The organism is Sporichthyaceae bacterium (assembly GCA_036269075.1).
In the GTDB taxonomy this organism is placed as follows: domain Bacteria; phylum Actinomycetota; class Actinomycetes; order Sporichthyales; family Sporichthyaceae; genus DASQPJ01.
Window position 1 is genome coordinate 1 of the sequence record DATASX010000067.1, and the last position, 23,830, is coordinate 23,830.

24 protein-coding genes are annotated in these 23,830 nt (G+C 68.7%); 14 read left to right on the forward strand and 10 right to left on the reverse strand.

All coding sequences use genetic code 11. The annotated features are described in order from the left end of the window. Positions 1–261: hypothetical protein (locus VHU88_11635; protein ID HEX3612326.1), on the forward strand; the 261-nt coding region annotated here is incomplete at its 5' end. Then, on the forward strand, positions 258–914 hold the full coding sequence (locus tag VHU88_11640; protein ID HEX3612327.1) for an HAD family phosphatase: 657 nt from the start codon (positions 258–260) through the stop codon (positions 912–914). The genes VHU88_11635 and VHU88_11640, both read left to right, overlap by 4 nt. A 14-nt stretch (positions 915–928) precedes the next feature. Here VHU88_11640 and VHU88_11645 read toward each other — a convergent pair whose 3' ends face one another. From VHU88_11645 to VHU88_11675, 7 genes are all read right to left on the reverse strand, one after another. Then, positions 929–1,714 (reverse strand): methyltransferase, encoded by a 786-nt coding sequence (locus VHU88_11645; GenBank protein HEX3612328.1) that lies wholly within the window; start codon positions 1,712–1,714, stop codon positions 929–931. Positions 1,715–1,724: 10 nt separating this feature from the next. Then, entirely contained in the window at positions 1,725–2,036 is a 312-nt protein-coding gene (locus VHU88_11650; GenBank protein HEX3612329.1) for a cytochrome C oxidase subunit IV family protein, read from the reverse strand. A 22-nt stretch (positions 2,037–2,058) separates the two neighbouring features. After that, the gene (locus tag VHU88_11655; protein HEX3612330.1) at positions 2,059–2,724 is read right to left on the reverse strand and encodes a cytochrome c oxidase subunit 3; all 666 of its coding nucleotides are present in this window, start codon (positions 2,722–2,724) and stop codon (positions 2,059–2,061) included. 15 nt (positions 2,725–2,739) lie between these two features. Then, the gene (locus VHU88_11660; GenBank protein HEX3612331.1) at positions 2,740–3,618 is read right to left on the reverse strand and encodes a hypothetical protein; all 879 of its coding nucleotides are present in this window, start codon (positions 3,616–3,618) and stop codon (positions 2,740–2,742) included. A gap of 136 nt (positions 3,619–3,754) precedes the next feature. Next, positions 3,755–4,897 (reverse strand): LuxR C-terminal-related transcriptional regulator, encoded by a 1,143-nt coding sequence (locus VHU88_11665; GenBank protein HEX3612332.1) that lies wholly within the window; start codon positions 4,895–4,897, stop codon positions 3,755–3,757. Next, positions 4,897–5,991, reverse strand: a complete 1,095-nt coding sequence (locus tag VHU88_11670; GenBank protein HEX3612333.1) for a LuxR C-terminal-related transcriptional regulator — start codon at positions 5,989–5,991, stop codon at positions 4,897–4,899. Before VHU88_11670 ends, VHU88_11665 begins: the two co-directional genes overlap by 1 nt. Before the next feature lie 87 nt (positions 5,992–6,078). Continuing rightward, positions 6,079–6,846: an enoyl-CoA hydratase/isomerase family protein gene (locus VHU88_11675; protein HEX3612334.1), complete on the reverse strand. Its 768-nt coding sequence runs from the start codon at positions 6,844–6,846 to the stop codon at positions 6,079–6,081. A 116-nt stretch (positions 6,847–6,962) separates the two neighbouring features. Between VHU88_11675 and VHU88_11680 the strand changes: the two genes are divergently transcribed. Genes VHU88_11680 through VHU88_11705 form a run of 6 tightly spaced genes read left to right on the forward strand, consistent with a single transcriptional unit; the run spans position 6,963 to position 12,643 of the window. Next, positions 6,963–8,108, forward strand: coding sequence for an acyl-CoA dehydrogenase family protein (locus tag VHU88_11680; GenBank protein HEX3612335.1), 1,146 nt, complete (start codon positions 6,963–6,965; stop codon positions 8,106–8,108). Then, positions 8,105–8,587, forward strand: coding sequence for a MaoC/PaaZ C-terminal domain-containing protein (locus tag VHU88_11685; GenBank protein ID HEX3612336.1), 483 nt, complete (start codon positions 8,105–8,107; stop codon positions 8,585–8,587). Before VHU88_11680 ends, VHU88_11685 begins: the two co-directional genes overlap by 4 nt. Continuing rightward, on the forward strand, positions 8,580–9,800 hold the full coding sequence (locus VHU88_11690) for a thiolase family protein (GenBank protein ID HEX3612337.1): 1,221 nt from the start codon (positions 8,580–8,582) through the stop codon (positions 9,798–9,800). The genes VHU88_11685 and VHU88_11690 overlap by 8 nt, the downstream gene beginning before the upstream one ends. Next, a complete protein-coding gene (locus VHU88_11695) occupies positions 9,797–10,240 on the forward strand; it encodes an OB-fold domain-containing protein (protein HEX3612338.1) in 444 nt (147 codons plus the stop codon). Before VHU88_11690 ends, VHU88_11695 begins: the two co-directional genes overlap by 4 nt. A 4-nt stretch (positions 10,241–10,244) precedes the next feature. Then, entirely contained in the window at positions 10,245–11,816 is a 1,572-nt protein-coding gene (locus tag VHU88_11700) for an AMP-binding protein (protein HEX3612339.1), read from the forward strand. Then, the gene (locus VHU88_11705) at positions 11,813–12,643 is read left to right on the forward strand and encodes an enoyl-CoA hydratase-related protein (GenBank protein HEX3612340.1); all 831 of its coding nucleotides are present in this window, start codon (positions 11,813–11,815) and stop codon (positions 12,641–12,643) included. Before VHU88_11700 ends, VHU88_11705 begins: the two co-directional genes overlap by 4 nt. Here VHU88_11705 and VHU88_11710 read toward each other — a convergent pair. Next, positions 12,612–13,265, reverse strand: coding sequence for a TetR/AcrR family transcriptional regulator (locus VHU88_11710; protein ID HEX3612341.1), 654 nt, complete (start codon positions 13,263–13,265; stop codon positions 12,612–12,614). The two genes, VHU88_11705 and VHU88_11710, sit on opposite strands and share 32 nt — an antisense overlap. A gap of 74 nt (positions 13,266–13,339) precedes the next feature. Beyond that, the gene (locus VHU88_11715; protein HEX3612342.1) at positions 13,340–14,551 is read right to left on the reverse strand and encodes a thiolase family protein; all 1,212 of its coding nucleotides are present in this window, start codon (positions 14,549–14,551) and stop codon (positions 13,340–13,342) included. Positions 14,552–14,695: 144 nt separating this feature from the next. On the opposite strand from VHU88_11715, the gene VHU88_11720 reads away from it, so the two are divergent. Further along, positions 14,696–15,895, forward strand: a complete 1,200-nt coding sequence (locus tag VHU88_11720; protein HEX3612343.1) for a CoA transferase — start codon at positions 14,696–14,698, stop codon at positions 15,893–15,895. Next, positions 15,892–17,631, forward strand: a complete 1,740-nt coding sequence (locus tag VHU88_11725) for an AMP-binding protein (GenBank protein ID HEX3612344.1) — start codon at positions 15,892–15,894, stop codon at positions 17,629–17,631. Before VHU88_11720 ends, VHU88_11725 begins: the two co-directional genes overlap by 4 nt. 220 nt (positions 17,632–17,851) lie before the next feature. Here VHU88_11725 and VHU88_11730 read toward each other — a convergent pair whose 3' ends face one another. After that, positions 17,852–18,055, reverse strand: coding sequence for a hypothetical protein (locus tag VHU88_11730; GenBank protein HEX3612345.1), 204 nt, complete (start codon positions 18,053–18,055; stop codon positions 17,852–17,854). Between the two features lie 303 nt (positions 18,056–18,358). Between VHU88_11730 and VHU88_11735 the strand changes: the two genes are divergently transcribed. The 4 genes from VHU88_11735 to VHU88_11750 form a co-directional block, all read left to right on the forward strand. After that, positions 18,359–19,699: a DEAD/DEAH box helicase gene (locus VHU88_11735; GenBank protein ID HEX3612346.1), complete on the forward strand. Its 1,341-nt coding sequence runs from the start codon at positions 18,359–18,361 to the stop codon at positions 19,697–19,699. 311 nt (positions 19,700–20,010) lie between these two features. After that, positions 20,011–20,439, forward strand: coding sequence for a hypothetical protein (locus VHU88_11740; protein ID HEX3612347.1), 429 nt, complete (start codon positions 20,011–20,013; stop codon positions 20,437–20,439). A 327-nt stretch (positions 20,440–20,766) separates the two neighbouring features. Further along, positions 20,767–23,055, forward strand: coding sequence for a molybdopterin-dependent oxidoreductase (locus VHU88_11745; GenBank protein ID HEX3612348.1), 2,289 nt, complete (start codon positions 20,767–20,769; stop codon positions 23,053–23,055). 359 nt (positions 23,056–23,414) lie between these two features. Further along, positions 23,415–23,830: hypothetical protein (locus VHU88_11750; protein ID HEX3612349.1), on the forward strand; the 416-nt coding region annotated here is incomplete at its 3' end.

The following is a 23,830-nucleotide window of genomic DNA, read 5'->3' on the forward strand; positions in this document are numbered from 1 at the left end:
ACCCGCTACGTCCTGGGCGGCCTGAAGGTCACCAGCACCTTCACCTCACCGACCACCTCCAAGTACACGATCGGCTACATCCTCGGCCGGGTCGAGGTCTCCTCGGTCAACGCGCCGAACAGCGCGGCCGTGGCCACCGGCCTCAGTCGTTCGGCGGCGACGATGGGCGGACTGGCGAAGTCCACCAAACAGACCCCGGCCGCGGCGGGCGTCCTCGGCGTCCCGGCCCTGTTCACCCTGGCCGTAGCTCGCAGACGGTGAACCTTCCACCGTCCGGGTCGGCGGGCTCGATCGAGGCGGTGGTCTTCGACGTCGGCGGAGTGCTGATGCCGACGCCGTTGGGCGAGTTCGACCGGATCGATGCGGAGTACGACCTGCGTCCGGGAACCACGATGGACCTGTTCCGAGGTGGCTCGCTGTTCGCGAAGTGCGAGATCGGGGAGCTGTCCTTCGCGGACTTCTGCATCGACGCCATTGCGCAGATACGCGCCGAGCAGGGGGTCGCGGTACCTGCGCAACGGCTCGACAAGATGATGTGGACGCTCATGGGCGGTCAGGTGAGCGCCGGCATGATCGATCTGGTCACGCAGATAAAGGCCGCGGGCTTGCGGACCGCGCTGCTGTCCAACGTGTTCGCCGAACGCCACGCCTGGCTGTCCGAGCTGTTCCCGGCCGGTGTGATCGACCTGAACTGCTCCTCGTACGTGGTCGGGCTGCGCAAGCCGGAGGTGGCGATCTACCGCGAAATGCTCACCCGCCTGGACCTGAGCCCCCATCAGGTCGCCTTCGTGGACGACTTCCCGGAGAACGTCGAGGCGGCGACGGCGGTCGGCATCCACGGCCTGCTGTTCCTCGGCGAGGCCGAGTGCCGACGCCAACTGCACGCGCTCGGCGTACCGGTAACCGTGACCTGAACCCACGCGGAGAGTCAGCGCGGCTTGCGACCCCAGGCCGAGATCATCGGGAGGCAGGCCCAATGGAAGCCGGGCTCCCGAGTGCGATCCAGGAATTCCTCGACCTCGACGGCGCTCAGCAGACCGAGTTCGGCGATCTGCGGGCGCACTCGCTCGACGGTTATCCGAATCACGTCGCCGCGTTCGTCGCCGCCCCACATGTAGGGATTGGTCAAGGTCGCGCCGACCTCGGTCAGCCCGGCATCGTGCAGCATCGCCGGCAGCCCGGTCGCCCAGCCGGTGTCGGCACCGGCCGCCCGCACCACGTCCCGCACGGCGGTGATAACCCTACGGGTCAACGGCAGGTCGGCCTCGCGCGCGTAGACGGCGCCTGCATCCAGATCGACGTCCTCCACCAGCAGCACGCCTCCCGGGCGCAACGCACCGACCAGTCGGGCCAGCGCCGCGTCGCGGCCGGGGACATGCTGCAGAACCGCCCGAGTGTGGATCACGTCGAAGGCCGCGGGTTCCAGATCCTCGGTGCCGATGTCGTGTTGCCGCACTTCGAAGTCGTCTCGCCCAAGCCGGTGCAGCCAGGTCAGGTCGAGGTCGGTCGCGACCACCCGTCCGCCTGGTCCGGCTTGGTCGGCCATCCAGCAGACGATGCTCCCCCCGCCGGCGCCGACCTCCAGGCAGTGCGCGCCGAGCGGGACGCCGAGGCGGAGCAGGTGCTCCCGGGTGGCCACGTCGAATGCGCGCTCCAGCGAGTTGAGCCGTTCCCGCTCGCGTTCCCAGGATTCGGTGAAGACGTAGGTAGTCACGTGTGCCCTTTCACCGCCGTACCAGGTAGATGCCGAGCAGGATTCCGGGTACCAAGGTGCACCAGCCGAAGAAGGCGAAGCGCAATTGTGGTGGTGCCGAGCGCAATTCCATGAAGTGATCGCCGATCAGGGCAACCTTGGCGAAGCCGGTGACGATGACCAGCACGCCGGCGACGGCGGTAGCACCGTGACCGTCGCCCAGCCACCACGAGATCAGGGTCGCCGCCGTCAGTACGGCCCACACGACGAGCACCGGTCGTCCCGCATGCCTGACGTTGCGCTCGACGAGCGCGAGATCCTGCTGCAGCGCGTCCACCGTCACGGTTCGGCGACCCTTCGATTGCTCAGACCCGCATCAGATAGATGAGCGGGAAGAGGATGACCCACAGCAGATCCACCAGGTGCCAGTACGCGCCGAAGACCTCGATGTGGCGCAGATCCTTGGCGGTGTGCACGGGCCGCCGGGAGATGCGCACCACGACGGCCATCCCGAGCATGGCGAGCAAGAGGTGCAGCAAGTGGGCAGCCGTGAACAGGAAGTAGTAGCCGTAGAACAGGTTGTCGCTCACGCTGTGGCCGTCGTTCGCCACCCACGTGTACTCGATGATTTTGTCGACGACGAAGATCAGCCCGCACAGCCAGCACAACCCGAACAGAAGGGGAGCGCGTTCCTCGCCCGTGCGAACCGCACGAAGCCCGCGGACGACCAGCAGCGAGCCGAGCAGAAGCAGGAGGGTGTTGACCGCGCCGAAGGGCAGGTGCATGGTGCGCCGGGACGCTTCGAAGACCTTCGGCTCGTCCATGCGAGCGCTCTCGAACACGATGAACATGAGGGCGAACGCCGTCATGTCGCCGAAGATGAAGATCCAAATTCCGAGCTCGCCGGGGATCCGGCCACGAAGCGGCTTGCGCTGCCGGTCCGCGCCCGACCGGTCCCCGGACCCGCTCGGGGCCTGTTGGACGGTGCTGCCCAACAGACCGCCGAGCGAATCACTGATTGTGTCTGTCACCGCGGCTTTCCGACCCTAGGCAGTGAGGATGTCCTGCTGGTGGACGTATCCCCGTTGGACGTTCTTGTAGCTGGCCCAGGCGAAGTAGAGGACCCAGAAGCCGAAGATCGCGAATACGTAGTAGAGCGCCAACAGGCCGTTCCAGCCCATCGCTCCCTCGAAGAAGAACCAGCACCCCGACCCCAGGGCGTAGGAAACCCCGGACAGGAGGGAGAGATAGCCGGACCACCGCGGAAACACCGGGGTGTCGGTCTTGTCGAGGAGGATCGCCATCCCGAGTGCGATGTTCCAGATGGTGAACGGCATCCAGGTGCCCAGCAGGATCATCCAGCCGAAGTCGTGCATCATCTGGACGTCATGGGCGTAGGCAAGAAATTCCGCCGAGCCGCGCACCAGATGGCATGGATTCCTGCTGGAGCAGCCGGCGGCGCGGAAGGCAGCCGCCGCCCACGCGGCACCCATGATCACGATTTGTGCGGTGCCGCAGGCCATACAGGTCAGCTGCAGATACGTCCAGACCGGGTATGCGCCCTCCTTGCGGCGGGTCTGCACCGCCATCACCACACCGTAGAAGCACATCACCGCGTACGCGCACGTCATGAACACCAGCCCGACCTTCAGCCTGGTGTTGTGCTTGGCGTACCAGTCGAGCACCTGGACCGCGTTGGCTCCCGGTAGCTTCTGCGGGGGCCAGTAACCGGCAAGCCAAACCGCTCCGATCACGAACAGGATGAGCATTACCGGGCCCATGGCGGCGCAAGCCAACTGGCCGATCCGGTTCATGCTTTGCGCTTCCCGCTGCGCGGGGCTGAGATCCTGGTAGGCCTGCGCGGGCACGAGGTGTTCGATGCTCACTGCCGTGGGCCGCGATTCCAGATCGTTGACAACGCTCACGTGCGCTCCCGTTGGACGGCGGATGCCCGGATTCGGATCGGACATTGCATGGCGCCAAGTCTGGCAGCGAACGATCGATTGTTCGTGACGCAAAAAGTGGAAATCCCTACCTCGAAGGTATGAGAGGTCGTACCTCTCAGGCCCGGTGCGGCGCGGTCGTCTCCAGCCCGAGGCACAGCGCGATGGCCTGCGATCGGTTCAGGACTCCTAATTTGGAGAGGATCTTCTGGACATGGGATTTGACCGTGCCGACCTGTATCGCCAGCCGATGCGCGATCTCCTCGTTACGAGCGCCGGCGACGACCAACTCGAGCACTTCCAGCTCCCGCGGCGTCAGCCGGCTCAGTCGGGCGTTCAACCGGATCGGCTCCGTACGTCCAACCTCGCTGTGGGTGTCACGTGCCAGGGCGGTCTGGGTATCGGCGAGCTGGTCCAGTGCCGCGGTGAGTGTCGAGACGCTGCGCCGGACCTGTTCGGCGCGACCCCGCAGTTGTTCGAGCAGGGTGGTCCGTTCGTAGAGGTGGCCGAAGCCTTCGGCGAAGGTCCACAAGATGTCCCGGTCGCTCTCGTCACAGGTGCGGCCGCCCACGCCGTGATCGGCGTGGAAGAACCCCACGACCTGCCCACCGGGCATGATCGGTGCCGCCACATAGGAGCGGACGCCGGCTGCATGGACCATCGAGGCGATGCCCGGGACCGTGGTGTCCAGGATCAGGGCCGGCCGCCGTTCGGTGAGCAGGCGGGTCTCCAGGGTGAGATCGTCCAGCGGGATCGTGTTGTCGATCCAGTCGGCCACCCAGGACTCGCGCATCATCGCGGCATTGCCGCGCCAGGGCCGCCACAGGCCCACCTCCACGCGGCTGAGCATCGTGCGAGTGAATCCCAGCGAACGGATCAACTCGTCGCACACGCCGTCGATCAGTCCCGCCGTTGTGGTGATCTCCCGCAACCGGGCCAGACCGCGGTCGCAGTCTGCAAGCCGGATCGTCGACGCGATCATCGAACGCATCGAGTAGGCATCCGCCAGACGTGTCGCCTCGCGGAGCAGGCTCACCAGTTCGACACGCCGCGGCGGAGCCGAATCGGCCTTGCGAATTTCGTCCAGACAGGCGACCTGTACGGCACTCACGAGGGCTCGTGGATCGGACTCGTCCGGTGCGGGGAGGTGCAGCGCCCCGCATCCTTCGACCAACCGCTGCGTCCGGCGCGTCAGCTCGGCCCCGGAGCTTCGCCAGCGCGGGACGGAGGTGCTCGGCGGGAAGGGGGCGGTTACCTCCATCAGGAATCCTCTTGGATGCACATGCGCAGGTACCGCGCCACGGCGTCGGCTCTGCCCGAGGCCCGGAGCTTGCGGGAGATCGAACGCACGTGAGATTTCACGGTCTCCTCCGCGACCACCAACTGCTCGGCGATCCGGCGGTTGCGGGAGCCCTGCACCATCAGTTCGAGGACCTGCCGCTCTCGCGTGGTGAACAGTGCATCGACCGGCGAGATCGTGATCCGGCGAAGTCCCGCCGCCGTTCGGACAACTGCTACAGATTCCTGGTCCCGACGGATGAGCACGGTCCCGGCGTCGGTCAATCCGGCCAGTTGTCCCTCGGTGGCGGCGAATGCCTCGTGCACCCGCACGCGCTGCCGTTCGATCCGTTCCAGCAGCGCGGCACGTTCGAAGACCAGCGCGAATCCCTCGGCGAAGCTGGCTATGTTGTCCCGATCCAGATCCGTGAGCTCGCGGTCCAGACAGTCGGCCTGCAGGAACCCGATCACCCGCCGGTCCGCGCAGATCGGGGCCGCGACGTAGCTGTTGGCAGGACACCAGGTGAGGCGACTGCGGTGCTCGTCCGGATGGACCAGGACGGGCAGCCGCCGGCGCAGCAGGTGGGTTTCCAGGACTCCCGAGTCGAACGGGACCCATTCGGTGTCGCGGTCGGCGAAACCGGCCGGCCGGGCTTCCGGGACCTTGTCCGGCACGACCCAGACGGCCTCGGCGCGCCATGCGGTCTCTCGCACCCGAGCCAGCACGACCCGGTCGAATTCACAGCAGCGCGCGAGCTCTCGCGTCGCTTCGGGTAGTAGCCGGCCCGTGTCGGGCAGGCAGCGCAGTCGCCCGAGGCCCAGATGGATCCGTTCCAGGGCGTCGAAACGGGCAGCGGTCACGTGTGCGCGAACGCGTTCGAGCAGCGCAGTCAACTCGACCAGAGTGGCGCAGTCCTCGGCAACGTGAGCGCCGGCGCGCGGCGCAGTCTCCTGAAGTTGCACATGGATCGAGTCGCACAACGTGGCCAGCGCACCGGCCAGCACGTTGGGCTCACCCAGGTCGGGACCGGGCGGACGGTCCAGCAGCGCCGAAACCTGTGCGGCGACCTCCGCCACGCGGGTCGTCAGGATCGCTCGCGCAGCCGGCCGTCCCGGTCTCGGCACGGCAGTCGCCTCCTACCGCTCCTCGACGGCCCCGTTGGTTCAGCGTTCGTGCGCAAGGTCCAACGCGGCCAGTGCCTCGTGTGCCAGGCCGTAGCCGAGGTGGGCGTCCATGAGTCGCTTCCACTCGCGGGTCAGGGTGGCGCGTGCGTAGCGCCGGGCCAGGGCCGGCTTCGCCGCGATCATCGCGGCGAGCTCGCGGGCCCGGGGCAGCAGCTGGTCGGCCGGCAGGACCTCGGCGACCACTCCGTGGACCTCGGCCTGGGCGGCGGACATCTCCTGCCCGGTGAGCAGGAAGTAGCGGCCGCGGTTCGGCCCGAGCAGGTGGGTCCAGACGATGTGCGCGCCGTCGCCGGGCACGATGCCCGAGGCGAAGTGCGGGGAGTCGCTGAACGTCGCATGCTCCGCCGCCAGCACGATGTCGGCGAGCACCGGCACCTCGGGATGCACCAGCGTCGGTCCGTTGATCGCCGAGATCACCGGCACCTGGATCGCCAGCATGCAGTTCAGCAGGCGCTGTCCTTCGTAGATGATCTCGGCCCAGTCGTGCGGGGTGCCCAGGCTGAACGAGCCGAAGTCGATGCCGGGGCAGTAGGCGTCCCCGGCACCGGTCAGGATCACGACCTTGTTGTCCGGGTCGTTGGCGATGTCGTTGAAGCAGTAAGCCTGTTCGTCGTGCGCCGTCGAGGTCCACACCAGCGGCCCGCCGTCGGTGTGCACAGTCATCTCGAGGATCCCGTCGCTGCGTTCCAGCCGGATCGTCTTGTACCGGTCGCGGTACTCCTCGAAGCGTGGAGCGATTCGCGTCATCGCGGAGCTTCCTCTCCTTGCGCTGATCCGTGGGGGGGAGCATACACTGCGCTAACGAACGATTGTTAGGTCGGATTTGAAATCTTCGTCCGACCCGGTTTCCCGAGGAGCGCGCGGTGGATTTCCGGCACACCGAGGAGCAGCTGGCGTGGAAGGACATGCTGCACCGGTTCATGGAGCGGGAGGTGGGTCGGGAGTACACCCGTGAGCACGACGAGAACCGGTCGTTCCCTGACGAGCTCTACCGCAAGGTCGCCGACAACGGCTGGCTCGGGCTGCTGCTTCCCGAGGAGCTCGGCGGCAGCGCGGCCGACCCGGTCATGTACGCGATCTTCTGCGAGGCGATGGCCAAGTACAGCCTGGACACCGCGGCCTGCCTGATGACCTCGATGTTCACCGTCAACAATTTCGTGGTCCACGGTTCGCCGCAGCAGCAGGCCGAGCATGTGCCGATGTTCCTCAAGGGCGAACGCCGGTTCAGCATCTCGATCAGCGAACCGCAGGCCGGCTCGGACGCGGCGGCAGTGTGCACCCGGGCCGTTCCGGAGGGCACCGACTGGGTCCTCAACGGCAATAAGACCTGGTGCTCGGGTGCACATCTGCCGGGCGCCTGGATCGTGATGCTGGCCCGGACCGGGGCCGAACGCCACGGCGGGCTGAGCCTGTTCTCGATGCCGAACACCGCGCCCGGCCTGGACATCCGCAAGATGCCGACCCTGGTCCGGCGCAGTCTGGGGACCACCGAGATCTTCCTGACCGACGTCCGCGTGCCGGCGGAGAACGTCATCGGTGAGATCGGCAAGGGCTGGAACTACATCGGCACCCACCTGGACTACGAGCGCATGGGCCTGGCTGCCTCCTACGTGGGCAACGCGCGTACCGCGCTGGACGACACGATCGCCTACACCAAGGACCGGCATCAGTTCGGCCGGCCGCTGTCCTCGCTGCAGGTCATCAAGCACCGGATGGCGGAGGACGAGACCGCGTTGACCGCCGCGCGACTGCTGGTGTTCAACGCGGCCACGAAACTGGCGCGCGGCGAGAAGGCCTCGATGGAGGTCTCCATGGCGAAGGTCTTCGCCGTGGAGACGGCCTATCGGATCGCGTTCAACGGCATGCAGGCTTACGGCGGCTACGCCCAGTTGCCGGAGTACGACATGGAGCGCTACTTCCGCGAGGCCAAGCACGGCATGGTCGGCGGCGGCGCCAACGAGATCCAGAAGACCGTCATCGCCCGGCACATGGGTCTGAGCGACCGATGAGCGACTGGTCACCGCAGCAGCGCGCCTTCGAGGACTTCGAGGTGGGCCAGGCGATCCTCACCAACGGCCGGACCTTGGACCAGGCGGACATCAATCTGTTCGCCGGTCTGACGGGGGATCAGTACCCGCTGCACGTCGACGAGATGTACGCCTCCGGTACCCGCTTCGGCGGCCGGATCGCGCACGGGCCGTTGACGTTCTGCATCGCGGTCGGACTGGTCGGATCCAGCGGCTGGTACGGCACGTGCATCGAGGCCCTGATCGAGTGCCGGACGCTTCGGGCGTTGGCCCCGGTCCGGGACGGCGACACGCTGCGGGTGCGGGCCACCGTCTCGCAGGTCGAACCGCACAAGAGCCCCAAGTACGGGGTCCTGCACGTCGACTACGACGTGATCAACCAGAAGGACGAGTCGGTCATGAACTTCCACTGGATCATGCTGGCTCGTCGTCGCACGCCGTTGGAGGGCGCAGATGACTGACGTGTGGACCCCGCCGTACCCCGAGCCGGGCAGCGCCAACGATGCCGCCTTCATCGGCATCGGTGAGATCCCCTCTGGGGTCTACCGGGAACGCGGCTTCATGGCGCAGATCGTCGAGGCCTCGGCCCGGGCGATCCAGGACGCGCGGCTCGCGCACACCGACATCGACCAGATCGTGCTGATCCCATGTCTGCACGGCATCCCGGACCAGGCCGACCTGATCTTCAGCCGGGTCGCCGAGGAACTCGGCCTGCACGGCCGGGTGAAGAGTTCGGTCATGGTCCACTCCGGCGGGTCGACCAGCGACAACGCGACCCGGATGGCGGCCGGGCTGATCGCGTCCGGACAGGCCCGCAATGTGCTGGTCGTTTACTCGGAGAGGTGGGGCTCGGCCGACCTGCAGGCGATGATCGACATGCTTTCGGTCAACGGCATCCCGAAGGAGTGGGAGGCGCCGACCGGCCTGCAGTTCAACGCGATCGGCGGGCTGATCACCCAGCGGTACATGCACCGGTCCGGCTCCAGCGCGGCGGAGATGGCGGCGATCTGCGTCGCACTGCGGGACTGGGCGAACCTGAACCCGAACGCGATGTACTACGAGAAGAAGCTGACGGTGGAGAAGATCGTCAACTCGAAGATGATCTCCGATCCGATCCACGCGTTCGAGTGCCCGTTCCTGGCCGACGGTGCAGGCGCGTTCGTCATGACCAGTGCCACCGAGGCGGCGAGGAAACACGACGCCTGGGTCCGCATCGGCGGCTCGGGCGGTTGTGTCTCGCACTACTCCGCCGGGCAGGATGCCGACCTGGGCGTGCTGGGCTGGGTGAAGGCGGCGGAGGAGGCGTACCAGGCCGCGAGTTGGGGCCCCGAGGACGCCGACCTCGGCGAGGTCTACGACTCCTACGCCGCGGTGCTCGCGATCGCCCTGGAGGGCTTGGCGATCTCGCCCGAGGGTGAGGCGGCGCGCGAGTTCCACAAGGGCCGGTTCTCCCCGGGCGGGCAGTTCCCGCTGAACACCAACGGTGGCCTGCTCTCGGCCGGGCACACCGGCGTCGGCGGCGGAACCGCGCTGCTGATCGAGGGCGTCCGGCAGCTGCTGCACCGCGCCGGGCCGGATCGTCAGGTGCCGAACGCGCAGCGCTGCATCGTCGGCGGGACCGGCGGCTCGTACATGGACGCGCAGATCATGATGCTGGAGAGGGTCACGCGATGAGCGTCACGAACGTCCTGCGAGATGGCGGATACATCCAGAACGCCGAGGAGCTCACCGGCCCGTTCGGTGCGGCGCTGGCCGAGGGCAAGCTGATCGTTCAGAGATGCCTCGACTGCTCCGCGCTGATCATGTACCCGAAGTACCGCTGCCCGACCTGCTTCAGCGGCAATCTCGGATGGCACCAGGTCAGCGGGGCCGGCACGCTGGCGACCTTCACGATCCTGCGCTACGGCCCGCCGAGTTCGTTCGACGTCGAGGCGCCCTACTGCATCGGCATCGTCAAGCTCGACGAGGGCCCGCAACTGATGTGCCGGATGCATCCCGGCTCGGACGGTACCTGGGATCACTACGTCTGCGAGCAGCGGGTGAACTTCGTCCCGGCAGACGCAGCGGAGGTCGCGGAGCGCCCGGCCGCCTGGTTCAGCGCAGCCTTGGGATGAGCGCATGAATGTCGCGACGTTCCTGTCCAAGTCCGCGGTCCGATTCCCGGACCGACCGGCGCTGCAGTACGGCGACCGGATCACCACCTACGCCCAGTTCGCGGACCACTCACTCGCGCTGGGCGGCGAACTGCTGGCGCGTGGGTTGAGGAAGGGCGACCGGGTCGCGTTCGCGATGTCCAACCGGCCCGAGGTGCTCGAGGTGATCTTCGGCTGCTTCGCCGCCGGCCTGGTCGTGGTGCCGATGAACGCGCGGCTGCACCCACGGGAGATGGCCTACCTGGTGCAGAACTCCGGGGCGCGGGCGCTGATCCACACCGCGGAGTTCGAGACTCCGCTCGACGAGCACTGGGGCGATTTCGCCGGTGTCGAATTGCGCTTCGGAGTGGACTGCTCGGCCTCGGTGGCGGGCTGGACCGAACTGACCGGAAGTCGGAATCGGCTGGCTGCGCCGGTCGACATCGCCGAGACCGACCCGTGCTGGTTGTTCTACACCTCCGGCACCACCGGCAAGCCGAAAGGCGCCACCTGGACCCACCGGGTGGTCCGCGTCTGCGTGATGAACTACCTGGCCGACTGCTACAACATCACCCAATCCGATGTGCTGCTGCACGTTGCGCCGCTCTCGCACGGGTCCGGCATCGTCGCGCTGCCGGCGGTGGCCCGCGGCGCGAACAACGCGATCTCGGACTCATCGAGCTTCTCGCCGGACTCGACGTTTCGCGATATCGAGCGTCTCGGTGTCACCCACATCGCGTTCATGGCGCCGACCCAGATCGTGAAGTGCCTGGAGGAGTTCGAGCCGGGCAAGTACGACCTGAGCTCGTGGCAGGCCGTCTGCTACGGCGGTGCACCGATCTATGTCGAGCACCTGAAGAAGGCCGTCGAGACCTTCGGGCCGGTGTTCGTGCAGATCTTCGGGCAAGGCGAGTGCCCGATCACGGCGACCGTGCTCCCGCGCGAGGAGCACCTGGACATGGTGAAGAACGACGATCCGCGGCTCGCCTCGTGCGGGTTCACCCGCACCGACGTCGAGGTCAAGATCTTCGACGAGAACGATGTCGAGTGCCGGCCCGGTGTCTCCGGCGAGATCGTGGTCCGGGGCGACATCGTGATGGCCGGCTACTGGAACGATCCCGAGGCCACCGCGGAGACCCTGCGCGGCGGCTGGCTGCACACCGGCGATGTGGGGCGGTTCGACGAGGGGGGCTACCTGTTCCTGCTCGACCGCACCAAGGACATGATCATCTCCGGCGGCAACAACGTGTATCCGCGGGAGGTGGAGGAGGTGCTCATCACGCACCCGGATGTCGCGGGCGTCTGCGTGATCGGAATCCCGGACGAGTACTGGGGTGAGGCTGTGCACGCCGTCGTCGTCCCGGAGCCAGGCACCGCCCCCAGTGCCAAGGAACTCATCGACTACTGCTCCGGGTTCATGGCCGGATACAAGAAGCCGAAGAACGTGGACCTGGTACAGGAACTGCCGACCAGCGCCTACGGCAAGGTCCTGCGCCGCGAGGTCCGCGCCCGCTACTGGGCCACGGACCGGGCGATCGCGGGTGGCAGCGCATCGTGAACGACAAACGGGTCGACCTCGAGACGCTCTACTACGAGCGGCCCGCCCCGGGCGTCGCGTTGGTGACGCTGAACCGGCCCGACCGCGGGAACGGCGTGGTCGTCGAACTCGTGCGTGACCTGTTCGCGGTGCTCGACGAGTGGGAGCCCGACCCGGACGTCCGGGTCGTCGTGCTCACCGGGGCCGGCAGGCAGTTCTCGGCCGGAGCGGACCTGGTCGCGATGCGCGAGTACCTGATCGACGAATTTCCGGCGAGCAACGAACCGTTCAACGCTCGCGCGCTCTACCCGCTCACCCAACGCATCGTGGCGTCCCGGCTGGTGTTCCTCGCCGCCATCAACGGCGGCGCCACCGCGGGCGGGCTGGACTTCGCGCTGGCCTGCGACCTACGTATCGCCAGCACCGCGGCCAAGCTCGGCGAGACCTACATCAACATGGGCCTCGCGCCGGGCAACGGCGGGACGTGGCTGCTGCCCAAACTTGTCGGGTCCGGGGTGGCCGCGGAACTGGCGCTGACCGGTGACGTCGTCGACGCCGCGCGTGCCCTCGAACTCGGCCTGGTCTCCCGGGTGGTCGAGCCGGACGAGCTGATCCCGACCGCCCTCGCCCTGGCGGCGAAGATCGCCGACAAGCCGTGGCGGGCGTTGGAGGCGACCAAGCAGGCGCTGCGTGCCTCGTGGCAGGTCGACTTTCCCACCGCGATGAACACCAGCTACCAGGTGACTGCGGCGCTGCACCACCAGCCGGACCTGCTGGAGGCAGTCACGGCGTTCCTCGAGCGTCGGCCGCCCCGGTTCAACGTCGGCGTCGAGCACCGCTTGCGTTAGCGCCCTCGGCGGGCGTCATCAGCCCGTTGAGCAATGCGTCGGCGATCGCGTCGGCCATCTGCTCGGGGCTGTCGGACTTCGAGGAGGAATACCACTCGGCCGCGAAGGTCAGTCCGCCGATCAGCGTGAGCAGCGTTGCCTTGATGTGCGGCACCTTCCGGAACACGCCGTCCCGGATGCCGTCCTGGGCGATGTTGAGGAAGATGTCCTCGTAGCGCTGCCGCAGCTCGACGACCCGGGCTCGGTTGTCCGGCCCGAGGTAATGCCACTGCTGGAAAGTGACCTTGGTCTGCTCCGGGCTGGTGGCGACGACACTCATGTGTGCCCGGATCGCCAGCCGCAGCCGGATGTCCGGGGGCAGATCCGGGGTGGCCGCGGCCGAGAGCGCGTCGATGTAGCGGTTGATTCCCTGCTCGACGATCAGCAGCAGAACTGTTTCCTTGCTGTCGATGTGCGAGTAGAGACTGCCGGACTGGATACCGACCGCCTTGCTCAGGTCGCGCATGCCGACGACCGGGTACCCGTGCTCGGCGAAGAGGTGGATGGCCTCCTCGACGATGACGTCCGGAACGACCGGTCGACGACTCGAACTCGAGGCGCGAGTGCTGCGTGGTGCCGCCATCGGCCCCCCATTCCGCTTACTGAGGGTACCCATTGTGACCGGTCGGTCATTCGTCTGCTCCACCGGCACTTTCCTCATTGCTGCGCCGCCAGGATCGTGACGGTCACGGTCGCCTCGTCGCCGGCGAAGACCCCACCCCCATTCTGGGCCAGCCCGACGCGGGCGCCGGGGACCTGGCGGGCACCGGCCCGCCCACGTAGCTGGTCGACGAGCTCCACCAACTGGGCGGCCCCGGTCGCTCCGATCGGGTGTCCGCGGGAGAGCAGGCCACCGCCGGTGTTGACCGGCAACGCGCCGCCTGGCCCGGTGGTGCCGTCGCGCAGCAGCTTCACCGCAGTGCCCGGCGGGGTGAGGTCCAGTTCTTCCAGGAGGATCAACTCCGCGGGCGCCGCCGCGTCGTGCACCTCGAGCACGTCGATGTCCGCCGGGCCCAGCCCCGCCCGTTCGTAGGCCGCAGTCGCCGCTCGCCGGGTCGGGGACACCGCCGAGGTGGGGTCGTTGGACACGATCGTGCACGCCCGCACCGTCACGCCGGCCCGGCCCGCGGCTCGCGCGGCGCGGGGGCTCATCACGACCAAGGCGGCGGCGCCGTCGGAGATCGGTGCGCACATCGGCAGCAGCAGCGGCGGGCTGATCACCCGGGCGGCAAGGACCTCGTCCAGGCCGACGGCCTGGCGGAAGTGGGCCCGCGGGTTCAGCGAGCCGTAGAGCCGACTCTTCACCACGACCCGAGCCAGGTCCTCGACACCCGCGCCCGCGCGGTCCAGGTACTGCCGGCCTTTGGCTGCGTAGTGCTCCATCAGTGGCGAACTGGCCGGCGGGCTCGGCTCGGCCGATCCACCCAGCGCCAGGTCCCACACCAGCGCCCGCATCACCGGGTCGCGTTCGGTGTCGGTGGCGGCGGCCAGGGCCGCGAATGCGCGGACCTTGTCCGGGACCGCCATCTTCTCCGCCCCGACGGCCAGCGCGACATCAACTTGGCCGGCCGCAACCGCCGTGCAGGCCAACGAGAACGCCGAGGACGACGCTGCGCAGGCGTTCTCGACGTTGATGATCGCGGCGCCGAGCAGGCCGGTGTCCCGCAGATACACCTGACCCCGGATCATCTCCTGGCCCTGCAGCAGTCCGGCCGCGGAGTTGCCGAAGAAGACCGCCCCGACCGCTGCCGGCGAGATGCCCGCGTCGGCCAACGCGTCGCGGACGGCGGCCACACACAGGTCCGACAACGACTGGCTCGCTCGGCCGAACTGGGTCATCGCGGCCCCGGCCACGTGGATCTCGGTCATCGGTCGCCCCCGGTGTTCCAGGTCCCGAACGAGTGTTAGGTAACCAAGGCAATGATGCATCGGTTCGACCCATTTTCCCATAGTCAGATAGGGGGTAGGCTCCGAATCAATACCGAACCAACGTTCGTTCGTAGGAGGTTCTTGGTGGGGTTCTCGACCACCTGCGCGGATCTGCGGGTACTGGACCTGAGCGAGAACATCGCCGGGCCCTTGGCCGCGATGGTCCTCGCCGACCTCGGTGCGGACGTGATCAAGGTGGAACGGCCGGGGACCGGGGAGGCGACCCGTGGGCTGCCGCCGCGCTGGGCCGGGGAGAGCACCGTGTTTCTGGGATTCAACCGGAACAAGCGGAGCGTGGCCCTGGACATCGCCTCGCCCGAGGGGCGCGCCGCGGTCCTGCGGATCGGCCGGGAGTGCGACGTGGTGCTCGAGTCGTTCCGCCCCGGGGTTGCGCAGCGGTTGGGGTTGGACTTTGCGGCGTTCGCCGCGCAGAACGACTCGGTGGTGCACTGCGCGATCAACGCGTTCGGGACCGGCCCGATCGGGCACGACCGGGCCGGGTACGACGCGTTGGTGCAGGCGTTCGCCGGGATCCTGGAGATGACCGGGGAGCCCGACGGCGGGCCGTGCCGCGCTGCGCCGTCGATCGTGGACACCACCACCGGGATGTGGGCCGCCCTGTCGATTTTGGCGGCGTTGCGGCGCAAAGAGTCCGAACCCGGGCCGCAACGGCTGGAGGCCACGCTGCTGGACAGCGGCCTGTTCCTGATGTGCCATCAGATCATGGGTTACCTGGGCACCGGCAGCTTCCCGGGTCGGCTGGGGTCGGCTGCGCCCAGCGCGGCGCCCTACCAGGTGTTCCAGACCGCGGACCGCCCGATCATGATCGCCACCTCGACGGACCGCATCTACCGGCGGCTGTGCGAGGTGCTGGACCTGTCCGACCTCGCCGTCGATCCGCGGTTCGTCGACCTGGCCGACCGGTTGGCGCATCGGGAGGAGTTGGCGGGTCTGCTCGGTGCCCGGCTGCGCGAGCGGGGAGCCGACGAGTGGTTGGACCGGTTGTGGGCTGCCGGGGTGCCTGCCGGGCCGGTGCACGACCTCGGGGCAGCCCTGGCCGACCCGTTGACCACCGAACGCGCGATGGTCGCCGCCGCCGAACCCGGTCGCATCCCCGGACTGCAGCAACTGCGGTTGCCCATCGACACCGACCGCACCGCACCACTGCGGCAGCCGCCGGCCCTGGGGGAGCACACCGCGGAGGTCCTGGCCGAGGTTGGCTACGGACCAGAGGAAATCGGGGCGTTGACCGGCGAACGCCTTGCGGAGGCGACGTCCGGATGAGCCTCCAGCGGGATCCTGCCGTCGTGGCCGCGGCAGCCGCGCGCCGAGAGGCGTTGGAGGGCCGCTGGCGCACCTGGGTGCCCCGGTCGATCCCACAGTTCCTGGACGTGGTGGCCGCCGCGCACCCCGAGCGTCCGTACGTGATCACCGACGGGCGAGTCTGGACCTACGGGGACATCGCCGCGGAGTCGATCCGGCTGGCCGCAGGCCTGGCCGCTCAAGGCATCGGCCCGGGCGACCACGTCGCGGTCGACCTGGCGAACTTCCCGGCGACCGTCGCGCTCAAGTACGCCACCGGCAGGTTGGGTGCGGTCAGCGTCTCGATCAACTTCCTGCTGCGGGAGCAGGAACTCGGCTACGTGTTGCGCCAGTCCCGGGCCAAGCTGCTCATCACCATGGACCGCTTCCGCGACCTGGACTACCTGGCCGCCCTCGACGGCCTGGCACCCGGCTGGGAGGACGGCCGGCAGTCCGGCCTGCCCGATCTGCGGGCGGTTTTCGTCCACCCCACCGGCCAGGCCGACCGGCCGCGCGGTCGCACCTTGGCCGATCTGGTCGAGGCAGGACGGTCGATCGCGGACGCCGAGGTGCTCGAGCGGACCCGCTCGGTGGACCCGCAATCGGTCAGCGACCTGCTCTACACCTCGGGTACGACCGGGGCGCCGAAAGGCGCCATGCTGGTGCACGACGCGGTGCTGCGCACCGCCTACGCCAGCGCCTACACCCGAGCATTCGACGACGGTCATCGGATCTGTTTCGCGATGCCGATCTACCACGTGTTCGGCTACGTCGAGGCGACGATGGCCGTGCCGTTCGTCGCCGGTGCGATCTGTCCGCGGGTGGTCTTCACCGCGCCCGACATGCTCGGCGCCGTGCAGGCCCACCGGATCGACGAACTGATGGGCGTCCCCGCGATGACCGGCCCGATGCTGGAGGAGGCGCGGGCCAACAGCTACGACCTGTCGAGCGTGCGGGCCGTGTTCTCCTCGGGCGCGACCCATCCGCCGGGGATGTTCGCGGCGTTGCGGGAGGCCTTCGGTGCGCAGAACGTGTTCACCGCCTACGGCCAGACCGAGACCACCGCCTCCACCACCTGCCTGCAGCCCGGTGACCCGCTCGAGGCCGCGCAGGGCACGCTGGGTTGTCAGAAGCCGGCCGGGATCGCCGGGGATCCGACGCTGGGTGGCGTGCTCGCGGTGTACCGGGCGGTCGACGCGGCCGGGAACGACGTCCCTGCGGGTGAGATCGGTGCGTTGATCGTGCGCGGCCCGATCGTCAGTCGGGGTTACTACGACAAGCCTGCCGAGACGGCGGAGCTCATCGACCCCGAAGGCTGGCTGCGCACCGGGGACCTGGGCAGCATCGACGCCGACGGGTACCTGTGCCTGACCGGCCGTCAGAAGGAGTCCTACCGCTGTGGTGGTGAGCTTGTGCTGCCCAGCGAGGTCGAGGCAGTGCTGCTGGAGCACCCGGCCGTCGCCGCGGCCCACGTCGTCGGGATCCCGCACGAGCGGATGGGCGAGGTGGGTTGCGCCTGGGTCGTCCCGAACGACCCCGGCGCGCTGGACGGCGAGGATTTGACGGCGCACTGCGCGGCCCGGCTGGCGCGGTTCAAGGTCCCGGCAGTGGTGCTGTTCGCGAAGGTCGACGAACTGCCGATGACATCCACCGGCAAGGTCCAGAAGTTCGTGCTGGTCGAACGCGCCCTGCGCGAGATCGGGCAATCGCGGAACTGAATGGCGGAACTGAATGGCGGAACTGAATGGTGGTGGGTCGATGAGTTTCTTCCGTCCCGGGCACCGCAGGCCTCAGCACGTCGCCCGGGTCGAGGTGCCGCCGGAGGAGGCGTCGGGCGGGGACGATCCGACCGCCGCGACGCCTGACTCCGCGGAGTAGGCGACTGCAAGCCCGTGGTAGCTGCGATCGGAGGGCCACGCCCTGGCCGACGGCCTGGACTCAAAGGCCCTGCAGCTTGACGTTCGGCAAGGCGATCCGCCGTAGCTCCGAACCGAAGTTGACGATCACCTCGGACGTCCCGGTGACGGACGTGACGGTGCCAACGCCGTAGCGGTCGTGCGTCACCAGGTCGTTGACCTCGTACACCACAGTCGGCGGCGGCTCAGGTTCGCGGAACGGACTTCCGGGAGGGCGTCGATGCACGGGTCGATTTCCTGGTTTCATGACACTACTCTGGACCTGATTGCGGTCCGGCGCGCCCCCGGAGCTGGTTTAGATCTGCGCGTTGCTCCTGAACAGGCACCCGGCCGACCTCTGCGGCCGCCCGATTCCGGTCCTGTGCACCGGGAGTTCGAATCCGCGGTAGACTGCTTTTGTACAGCTCGCTGACTCCTGCCGCGAACTGTCCGCACGTCGCAGCGCTGAAGAGTGCTCCGTGTGTAATTGGCTGGCCCCGACCGGGGCCGGGCCGATGGCTGGAGACCCGTAGAGATTGAAGACTTCCACTTGTCCACATTCACAGATCTGGGCGTTCCCGCACGCCTGGCCGCCGTTCTGACCGCCCAGAACATTCACCATCCCACACCGATCCAACTCGCGACCCTGCCCGACGCCTTGGCCGGACGAGACGTCCTGGGCCGCGGCCGGACCGGCTCAGGCAAGACGCTGGCGTTCCTGCTTCCGGTGGTGGCGCGGCTCCGCGGCGGTGCGCGGTCCCGAGGCGGTGCTCCCCGGGCCCTGATCCTGGCCCCGACCCGCGAATTGGCCGGTCAGATCGACGCCGTCCTCGTGCCGCTGGCCGCCGCGGCCGGACTCACCTCACGGACCGTCTTCGGTGGCGTGGGGCAGAACCCGCAGGTCAGCGCTATCCGCCGCGGCGTCGACATCGTCGTGGCCTGCCCGGGCAGGCTCGAGGACCTGATCGCGCAGGGGCACTGTTCGCTGGACGCCGTCGAGATCACGGTCCTCGACGAGGCCGACCACATGGCCGACCTCGGCTTCCTTCCGGCGGTGCGTCGCCTGCTGGCAGCGACTCCGGCCGGCGGACAGCGGATGCTGTTCTCCGCCACGCTGGATCGAGCGGTCGACGGACTGGTCCGCACGTTCCTGTCCGACCCGGCCGTGCACGAGGCGGATTCCGGCGCATCGCCGGTCGCAACGATGGATCACCACGTCCTGCACGTAGCCCGTGCCGACCGCTTGCCCGTCATGCTCGACTTGATCCGAGCCCCCGGTCGCAGCGTCGTTTTCACCCGGACCAAGCGCGGCGCCGCGACGCTTGCCCAACTGCTCGCCGGCCACGGGGTGAAGGCGGTGCAGTTGCACGGCAACCTGGGGCAGAGCGTCCGCACGCGGAACCTCGCCGCCTTCCACGCCGGGAAAGCCGCAGTGCTGGTGGCAACCGACATCGCAGCCCGCGGGATCCACGTGGACGACGTCCGCCTGGTGATCCACGCCGATCCGCCGGCCGATCACAAGGCGTACCTGCACCGGTCCGGGCGAACTGCTCGGGCCGGAAACAGTGGCTGCGTCATCACGATTGTGACGACCGATCAGATGCGTGAGGTCGACGCATTGACCCGCGCCGCGGGCATCAAGCCGACGACCACCAAGGTGTCTTCGCTGAACCATCCCTTGCTCGCGGTGTTGGCGCCCGGCGAACGGGCGTTGCGCGAGCCGGTCCGCGACCCCGCTCCGGACCTGGCTGAGCGTGTCGATCGCGCCGCCGAACCTCGACGAGCCACCAGGCCCCGGTCCCGGTCGCTTGTCGGCGTGGCGCCAAGCGGCTCCGGAGCGACGTTTTCCGCGCCCATGCACAGCGCCGCCGCCTTCAGCGCTCGGCGTTGAGCGACCGGGGGAAATTCCCGCCGGCTCGTAACTTCGCGGGTATTTCTCGGAACACCGTGCGACGGATGCGTTGCTGTGGCTTTTCCGGCTGTGCCGGATTACGCTCGCAAGAAGTACAGCATCGCGCCACTGCGCGGGTCAGACCCGCCTCGCGATCTATCTGCACTCTTCCTGTGCCTCGAACGGGCCCGCGGCGTGCTCGGTCCCGATCCATCGCCGGCTTTCCGTTCGTAGCAGCCCGCAGACGCGCGTGTCCGCCGAGGCGCTGCTCCTCCCGCCGGCTGCGGACCGCTCGAAGTGGGGTCGGGGTCATGAGCCTGAATGTCGTGAAGGGAACCGTCGGGACCACGGCGGCCGTCCGGATGACTGGGGTCGTCGACTGGAGCACACTCGCGCAGTTCCGCAGAGCACTGCTGGCCCTGGTGTCCGGCCCGGACCACAAGGTCCGACTCGACGTCGCAGGGGTTGTCTTCTCCTCGCCGGAAGCGCGACTGTTCTTGAGCCGCTACATCACGCGGGCGCGCCGGCGCGGTAGCGACGTCGTCGTCTCGGGGTTCGCTGCGGCGCCGCACCGCGACACGCAGGCGTGCCGTCCGAGGGTGTCGGACACCGACGATCGGCAAGACATCGAGCGGCGGGCACGGGCATGCCACCCGACGGCAGCAGTCGGCCGGCTGAAACTCATCCGCCCGTGCGAAGGATCGCGCGGACCGTCGGATTCCGGCTCCACCCAGACCTGAGGAGACCGACGTGCTCGGGATCGAAATGACATGGCCGGTCGATGACTGAGCCCCACGACGATCCGTTCGCCGGGCCCGTCCGGCCTGCGGACCCGGAGTCCGCCGGTGACAGCCGCGGCGGGCGGACGACCGCACTCTCGCCGGTCGGCCCGAAACACGGCAGACCGGTCGAGGGAGAACGCTGTTTGTGCGGCCATTTCTGCGCCGATCACGACCGTGTCGCAACTCGATGGTGCGAGGCCACCCAGGCCGATTGCCTGGTGCGGCAGTGTGTCTGCCGGCCCGCGGCGCCTTCCTGACCGAGACACGGGCGGGGAGGATGGCTCCATGACCGCCACGCGAACGGCCCTGCGTACCTGTCCGCTGTGCGAGGCGACCTGCGGGTTGGAGATCACGCTGCGGCCGCGGGCCGCCGGCGGCGAGGAAGTCGTGCGGGTCCGGGGCGACCGCAAGGACGTGTTCAGCCGCGGGTTCATCTGCCCCAAGGGCTCGACGTTGGGCCACCTGCACGACGACCCGGACCGGTTGCGCCAACCGCTGGTCCGGGATGCGCACGGGCAGTTGGTCGAGACCTCCTGGGCCGAAGCCTGGGCCGCGGTCGATCGGGGGCTGCGCGGGGTTTTCGAGCGTCACGGCCGGGAGGCCGTCGGCCTGTACTTCGGCAATCCCACCGCGCACAACCTCGGTCCGATGCTCTACCTGCGCCATCTGGTCCGAGCGGTCGGTTCGCCCAACCTGTACTCGGCCTCGACCGTCGACCAGCGTCCGAAGGAACTTGCGTCGGCGCTGATGTTCGGCTCGAACGCCACGGTCCCGTTGCCGGACGTGGACCGCACGGATTTTTTTCTGGTGCTGGGCGGAAACCCGCTCACGTCGAACGGCAGCCTGGCCACCGCGCCGGACTGGCCGGGCCGGCTCAAGGCGCTGCGAGCCCGCGGGGGTCGGCTCGTTGTGGTCGACCCGGTGCGGACCCGTACGGCGGAGATTGCCGATGCCTGGATCCCGATCCGGCCCGGCACTGACGCGCATCTGCTGGCGGCGATGACCAATGCGCTGTTCGCCGAGGGCCGCGTCGACCTCGGGACCGTGGCCGGGCACGTGGTCGGCCTGGACGAGGTCCGCACCGCGGTGGCCGAGTTCACCCCCGAGGCCGTCGCGGCGGTGACCGGAATACCGGCCGACACCATCCTGGATCTGACGCGGCAACTGGCGCAGGCGCCGGCCGCAGCGGTCTACGGTCGAATTGGCACGACCGCGCAGGCTTTCGGCACCTTGGCCAGCTGGTTGGTCGACGTCCTGAACACCATCACCGGCAACCTGGACTCACCCGGTGGGGTGATGTTCAGCAAGCCGGCCCTGGGTTCGCCCAACACTCGCGGCGAGCCGGGCCGGGGTCCCGGAGTTGCCGTGCACAATCGGCACACCCGGGTGCGCGGCCTGCCCGAGTCCTTCGGCGAGCTGCCGGTTGCGGCGTTGGCCGAGGAGATCGACACCCCCGGCGCCGGGCAGATCCGCGCGCTGCTTACCGTGGCCGGGAACCCGGTCGTGTCCACGCCGAACGCCGAACGACTCGATGCCGCCCTGGCCGGCCTGGAGTTCCTGGTGTCCGTGGACGTCTACCTGAACGAGACCACGCGACATGCCGACGTGATCCTCCCGGTGCCCTCGGCGCTGGAGAAGGAGCACTACGACGTGTTCCTGTACCCGTTCGCGTTGCGCAACGTGGCGAACTGGTCGGCAGCGGTGCTGCCGTGCGCCGAGGGGCAGCCCGAGGAATGGGCGATCTTGGCCAAGCTCGCCCTGATCGCCGAGGGCCGCGGGCCGGACGCCGACCCGGCGGTGCTCGACGACAAGACCTACGCCGCACTGGCCCGCCACGCCCCCGCCGAGGTGGTGGCTTCGGTCGAGGCCACCGGGCGGCGCGGACCGGCCCGCACCGTCGATCTGATGCTGCGGACCGGTCCCTACGGCCTGAGTCTCGACGACCTGCTGGCCAACCCGCACGGGATCGACCTCGGCGCGTTGCAGCCGCGGCTGCCCGAAGCGCTACGCACACCGAGCGGATGCGTGGAACTGGCGCCGGCCCTGATCCTGTCCGACGTCGCGCGACTGCGGGCGCAACTGCACGCCGGTGCGCAGGATCCGCCGATGCTGCTGGTCGGCCGCCGGCACATGCGCAGCAACAATTCCTGGTTGCACAACGTGCCCGCGCTGATGAAAGGCGGCCCGCGGTGCACGGTCCTGGTGCATCCCGTCGACGCCGACCGGTTCGGTCTGGTCGCCGGCGAGATCGCCCGGGTCGCCGGCCGGGTGGGCCAGGTGCTGTTGCCGGTGGAGATCAGCGACGGGATCAGCCCCGGTGTGGTCAGCATCCCGCACGGCTGGGGACACGACGCCCCCGATGTAAGGCTGCGGGTCGCCGGCGCCAATGCCGGGGTGAACAGCAACCTGCTGTCCGACGAGTTGCTGGTCGACGCGCTCAGCGGCACCGCCGTCCTCAACGGGATCCCGGTGACCCTGACCCACATCGGCGGGCGGCTGCCCACCCCGCGTCCTGACGAGGCCTCAGAAACGCGCGGGCACGCTTCGGCCGCAGAGGTCGAAGCGGCCGGTTGACGCCTGGAGGTGGTTGCGGTTCAGACGGCCTATTAGGAGGGACCTGGTACGGACCGTAACCACTGTGCAGGTCCGTTGAACGTCGGTCACCGGGTCCCAAGTCCGGCACCCCGGACCGCGGCAACCAGCTACGGCGCGTGGCCACGGGCAGTTTCGATCCGGATCCAGCGCGCGGCGCGGGCCGTCACGGGGTCCGACTGGGTCCGGAGGCAAGGGCCGGCGCGCTGAATCCGGGTTCCGTAACGGCGGGCAACCACGACGCACGCACCGCTCGAGACCCGCCCAGGCCACCGGAAAACAGGTCCGGGGAATCTCTGATTTCCCTTGCAGAGATGGGAAAACCGGGCGAGAATAGTCTCGTGTCGAACACCAGTTCGAACCGACTCATGTCGGTCGAGGAGGCCCTGGACTGGTTCGCGGCCACCGCGGGCGAGATCACCGGGACCGGCGCGGTCACCGACGGCACCGACGTGCTGGCCCGCATCGGGGTACTGGAGCGGCAGATCGCGATGGTCCAGGGCGAGCAGGTCCTGGCCATGGCCCAATGGGTTAGCGACTCCCTGGACCGGCACCGCGCGGAATGCCCCGCCTGGGTGGACCCGCAGAGCTGGGAGCAGTCCCAGGAGTTGGACTTCGCCGAGCGTTCGGCCTACGCCGAGGTCGCCCTGGAGTTGGGCCTGGCTGATCGGACCAGTGATCACCGGGTCCATGTCGCGGTGGAGCTGCGGCGCCGCCTGCCGGGCACCGTGGACGCCCTGTGCGCCGGGTGGATCAC

Bases quoted from the DNA above. Each gene is read 5' to 3' on its own strand.
- VHU88_11665 (HEX3612332.1), bottom strand. From the start codon at position 4,897: ATGGAGGTAACCGCCCCCTTCCCGCCGAGCACCTCCGTCCCGCGCTGG.
- VHU88_11675 (HEX3612334.1), bottom strand. From the start codon at position 6,846: ATGACGCGAATCGCTCCACGCTTCGAGGAGTACCGCGACCGGTACAAG.
- VHU88_11685 (HEX3612336.1), top strand. From the start codon at position 8,105: ATGAGCGACTGGTCACCGCAGCAGCGCGCCTTCGAGGACTTCGAGGTG.
- VHU88_11690 (HEX3612337.1), top strand. From the start codon at position 8,580: ATGACTGACGTGTGGACCCCGCCGTACCCCGAGCCGGGCAGCGCCAAC.
- VHU88_11695 (HEX3612338.1), top strand. From the start codon at position 9,797: ATGAGCGTCACGAACGTCCTGCGAGATGGCGGATACATCCAGAACGCC.
- VHU88_11700 (HEX3612339.1), top strand. From the start codon at position 10,245: ATGAATGTCGCGACGTTCCTGTCCAAGTCCGCGGTCCGATTCCCGGAC.
- VHU88_11710 (HEX3612341.1), bottom strand. From the start codon at position 13,265: ATGGCGGCACCACGCAGCACTCGCGCCTCGAGTTCGAGTCGTCGACCG.
- VHU88_11715 (HEX3612342.1), bottom strand. From the start codon at position 14,551: ATGACCGAGATCCACGTGGCCGGGGCCGCGATGACCCAGTTCGGCCGA.
- VHU88_11725 (HEX3612344.1), top strand. From the start codon at position 15,892: ATGAGCCTCCAGCGGGATCCTGCCGTCGTGGCCGCGGCAGCCGCGCGC.
- VHU88_11740 (HEX3612347.1), top strand. From the start codon at position 20,011: ATGAGCCTGAATGTCGTGAAGGGAACCGTCGGGACCACGGCGGCCGTC.
- VHU88_11745 (HEX3612348.1), top strand. From the start codon at position 20,767: ATGACCGCCACGCGAACGGCCCTGCGTACCTGTCCGCTGTGCGAGGCG.